This window comes from Streptomyces virginiae, assembly GCF_040638905.1.
GTDB classification, from domain to species: Bacteria; Actinomycetota; Actinomycetes; order Streptomycetales; family Streptomycetaceae; genus Streptomyces; species Streptomyces virginiae_B.
This window is the reverse complement of the sequence record NZ_JBEZYV010000079.1, coordinates 1-4,204: the sequence shown is the minus strand read 5'-3', so window position 1 is coordinate 4,204 and position 4,204 is coordinate 1. Positions and strand designations below refer to the sequence as shown.

The following is a 4,204-nucleotide window of genomic DNA, read 5'->3' as shown; positions in this document are numbered from 1 at the left end:
TTCGCGTCCGATTTCCTCGGCGCTTTCCAGGTTCTCGCTTTCGCGTTTCCCTTTCCGGCGGTGCCGACTCTATCAGAAGTTTTCCACCGGATTTCCCCGGCTTCGATTCCCGAATGAAGAGTCGAGTCCCCACTCGAAAGTGCTTCCTTGTGGGGGTCGCTGCCGAGCGCTTCTGCTCCAGGCAACTGCTCAACTCTACAACCGTGCCAGTGAGGAGTCAAAACGCCGCCGACGGTGCGGCTTCGCCGCAGCCTCACCCCGCGGTCGACCCTGCCGGCCCGTACTGCTCCGAAGACGCGAAGACGCTGGCCGAGGTGACCAGGAGCTGTCCCCCGTGCTGGGGCGCAGGCAGGTTCGGCCTCTGCAGCCCAGTCGCACCGTGGCCCTCCGGCCACGCCAAGTCAGGAGCATGCTCCACCTGCTGCGCTCGCGGGCGACCCAGGGCTGTCCTGCTGCTGGTCGGACCGCAGGCCAGGGGGGACTTCGTGGTTGGTTGGGCCGTCCCGCCGGGCGCCAGCCGCATGCTGCTGCCCCCGGCAGATCGTGGTGTCGACGGAGGCTCAGACCCACTGCGTCCGCCCAGGCCCCCCAGCCGTCCCGCCCAGACGACAGGGGCGCCGTGGCCGGTCGACGCCACGAGAATTTGTAGGGTTCCCTCTCTGTGGTCATCGGCGTGCCCATACAGAGATGGCGCGAGGCGGAGTGCGGCCTCAGCCGATGGTGAGCGGAGGCAGTCAGCCTCTTCTGCCAGGGCGGCCGGGATGCCGGGGATGCCGGTGTCCGGCTCGAGGGCCCCTCGGTGCCCAGCGACTGGTGTCGAACGTGACCTGCCTCGTCGTGGTGGACGTGCTGTCGTTCGCCACCTCCGTGCCCGTGGCCATGCGTACGGGTACCCGCGTCTACCCGTACGCATGGCGAAACGAGAGGGCGGCCCTCTTCGCCGGGGAGACGGTGAGTCGATGGGGACGCCACCTCGGCTTCGCTCTGGTCACTGTCGCCGGCCGCCCTGCGGCGCGTTCACTCCATCTCGTACTGCCCCGCACGGAGCCAGGGGTGGCCGAACAAGCCTGCGTCCGGCCCTCGGAGACCAGGAGGTGGGGGAGCGATCACCGCCTGCTGAGGTTGAACTCGTGATGTTGGTCGGGCAGGTCTGACGGCGAGGCCGGTCTCGGCGCGGCCGGTAGATCAGCCGGGACCGGTGGCCCGGCTTGTAGCAGGTCAGCGGCGATGATTATCCATCTGCGCGCCCGTGCGGCCTTGCGGCGCCGCGCACGGCTGATGAGGTGGCGGACCACAGAGTCCTGGAATGAGTGCGCCGTGCGGCCCCGCGTGCTCGCCTTCGAGAACAGCACCGGAGAAGGGGCGGGATCCATGGACGTGTTCTGCGGGATCGACTGGGCGGAGGGCCATCACGACGCCGCGCTCGTCGATGACACCGGCAAGCAGCTGGCCAAGTGCCGGATCAACGACGACCTCGACGGCTACCGGCTGCTGCTCGACCTCCTGGCCGAGCACGGCGACAGCGTGGAGACGCCGATCCCGTGGCCATCGAGACCAGCCGCGGCCTGCTGGTCGCCACGCTGCGACAGGCCGATGGATGCCTCCCGCTACCGCGACCGCCAGAGTCAGCCGCAAGAAGTCCGAACCGGGCGACGCCCTGGTGCTCGCGAACATCATCCGCACCGATGCGCCAGTGCACCGCCCGTTGCCCGCCGACACCGACCTGGCCCAGGCCGTCGCCGTCTTGGCCCGCGCACAGCAGGACGCGGTCTAAAACCGCCAGCAGGTCGCCAATCAGCTGCGGTCCCTGCTGAGGGAGCACTTCCCGGCGATGATCGAGGCGTTCAGGGACAGCCAAGGAACCCTGACCCGGCCCGATGCCCGCCGCATTCTCGCCGTCGCACCCACACCTGCCCTGGCCGCGAAGCTGCAGTTGTGGAAGCTGACCGCCATACTCCGGCGAGCCGGCCGCCTCCGGGGCATCGAAACGGACGCCGAACGAATCCAGCAGCTCTTCCGCCAGGAAGCCCCTCGGCAGCTGCCCCTCGTCGAGGATGCCATGGGCAAGTAGGCACTGGCCCTGCTGCGGCAGCTTCGGGCGCACCCGGACGCGGCGATCATGCTGAGCTTCGCCGGGATCGGTCTCCAGGTCGGCGCCCGCATCCTGGGCGAGATCGGCGACGACCGGAGCCGGTTCGCCACGGCCGGATGACTGAAGGCATACGCCGGATCCGCCCCGATCACGCGGGCCTCCGGCAAACGCCGCTAAGTCCGACGCCGGTTCGTCAAGAACAACCGGCTCAACCACGTCGGCCACCTGTGGGCCTTCGCCTCCCTCAGCGGTTCAACCGGCGCTGACGCCCACTACCGGCGCCGCCGGGCAGGAGGAGACTGGCACATGCAAGCCCTGCGGCACCTGTTCAACCGAATGCTCGGCCAGCTCCACCACTGCACCCTGGCACACATCCCCTTCGATGAAGCGGTCGCGTTTCCCCTCCCGCTGCAGCAGGGTGATCACTGAGGGATCGGCCCATGCCAGGCTGTCCCTTCTGAGCACGGAGGGGGAGCCATGGCAGAAGTCGGTGGATGGATCTGGGAGCGCAACCTGCGGTCGTTCCTGGAGTTGCTGTCTCACTACGTGGGCTACGGGTTCGATGCCACCGACTGGGAGACGGTTGCCATGGCGGTCGAGGCGACCGACGACGAGCGGCCCGACGGCTGGTACTCGTATCCCTTGGTCGGCGAGCATCGACAGGTCGAGGTTCGGCTTGCCCGCGCGGTCGGCGGCGATGAGCTGATGGTGGCCGTGAAGGGAACTCTGACGCCCGAACTGGAAGTCCGGGCGGACACCCTGCTGGCCGCCTTTGCAGCTGGATGACCAAGGTCAACTTGACCCGTAGCTGCATGAGGTGTCTTGACCCACCCCGCTACCGCGTCGTCGTCCCGCTCCGTGGCCCGTCGGGCTGGGATCTGGCAGGCCCAGTCATTACGCACCGGGAGCTTGCGCACGCCCTGGAGGTGTAGGTCAGGTGGAAGCGTCGGCCGGTCAGTGACCTGCCTGCGTCCAACGCTGATCTTCCCAGCCATGCGCGGCCGGCCCCTTGGCCAGCTCCGCCGCCAACTGCGTCGCAGAGCCCGCGGACCGCTCTCGTCCCACATCTGCCGCCACCGCTGCACCGACCGGTCGTTGACCCGCAGGTCCTTCGCGATCGCCGAGCTGCCTCACCCTGGCGAATCTCTCGGCCGCCTTGAGGTGTAAAACCTCGCTGAATTGCCGCCGAGGCGGCGGCCGCGCACGCCTGCTTCACGCACTCCGCCGAAGGCACCGCCATCGCAGGCGAGTTTGACGTCGGCACGGCCGTCCCCGTCCTGGCCGACAGGGCCAGGCCTTCCAGCCGGCCTGGCTCAGAGGTTGACGCGCTTGAGGTAGACCCGGCTGCGGTGGGGGATCGTCTGGTACCAGACCATGAGGTGCTCGTCCTCGTACGTACGCAGCCGCATCGGGTGGGGATCTTCGTAGAGGCTGCCGTCCTTGGGGTCGATGGCCATCGCGGCGAGGTCGACCAGGCCGTCCATGACGGCACCGACGAGCTCCTGCTGTGCCGCGGCCATGTCGCCGAGCACCCACAGCCGGCTCGGGTCGCACTCCCACGCCCAGCCGCTGTCGTTCTCCACGCCTTCGCCCCGCGGGATCACTGACCGATCTCGCGCTGGGCTTCGGCGAGGATGCGGCTGCTCGTCTCCATGGCGGCGCGGAACTGTTCCTCCGTGGCGTCCGGGTCGCCCGCGATCCGTTCCGCTTCGTGCAATGCTGCCGAGCGGGCGGGCCAGCGGTGGATCGCCACGTGCGTGGCCCACTTGATCAGGAAGAACCGCAGCGGGTTGATGGCACCCGTCTCCGCGGCACGGTCGAAGGCCTCGTTGCATTCCTTGTCGAGCACGGCCAGGTTGGCCATGTCGATCCGGCGCACGGCGTCCCGCAGGGCTTCCCGCGTCATCGCCGGCTGGGGGATGAGAGGCCCGCCGTCTTCCAACTGCTCTGCTGTCATCGTGTCCTCCAGGGGAACGCTGGGCCAGGATACCCAGCCCAGCCCGAGAACCCGACGGTGAACGCAGAAAAGCCCCGCACCGAACCCTGAAACGGGTTGGTGCGGGGCTTTCCCACAATGATTGTTCGGCGGCGTCCTACTCTCCCACAGGGTCC

Annotated in this window: 3 protein-coding genes and 3 pseudogenes; 2 read left to right on the top strand and 4 right to left on the bottom strand. The window is 68.5% G+C overall.

Annotated elements, in window-relative coordinates; translation table 11 throughout:
• Positions 1-1,153: 1,153 nt before the first annotated feature.
• A pseudogene (locus tag AB0F82_RS38900) lies at positions 1,154-1,222 on the bottom strand (transposase); the annotation flags it as partial.
• Between the two features lie 149 nt (positions 1,223-1,371).
• Between AB0F82_RS38900 and AB0F82_RS38545 the strand changes: the two are divergent.
• Positions 1,372-2,521: pseudogene (locus tag AB0F82_RS38545) on the top strand (IS110 family transposase).
• Positions 2,522-2,569: 48 nt separating this feature from the next.
• Positions 2,570-2,878: a hypothetical protein gene (locus AB0F82_RS38540; protein ID WP_362636467.1), complete on the top strand. Its 309-nt coding sequence runs from the start codon at positions 2,570-2,572 to the stop codon at positions 2,876-2,878.
• A 65-nt stretch (positions 2,879-2,943) separates the two neighbouring features.
• Here AB0F82_RS38540 and AB0F82_RS38895 read toward each other — a convergent pair.
• From AB0F82_RS38895 to AB0F82_RS38530, 3 genes and pseudogenes are all read right to left on the bottom strand, one after another.
• A pseudogene (locus AB0F82_RS38895) lies at positions 2,944-3,265 on the bottom strand (helix-turn-helix domain-containing protein); the annotation flags it as partial.
• A 140-nt stretch (positions 3,266-3,405) separates the two neighbouring features.
• Positions 3,406-3,675 carry a hypothetical protein gene (locus AB0F82_RS38535; protein ID WP_362636465.1) on the bottom strand — a complete coding sequence of 90 codons (270 nt, stop codon included), beginning with the start codon at positions 3,673-3,675 and terminating at the stop codon, positions 3,406-3,408.
• Positions 3,676-3,692: 17 nt separating this feature from the next.
• Positions 3,693-4,049, bottom strand: coding sequence for a hypothetical protein (locus tag AB0F82_RS38530; RefSeq protein WP_362636462.1), 357 nt, complete (start codon positions 4,047-4,049; stop codon positions 3,693-3,695).
• Positions 4,050-4,204: the final 155 nt, after the last annotated feature.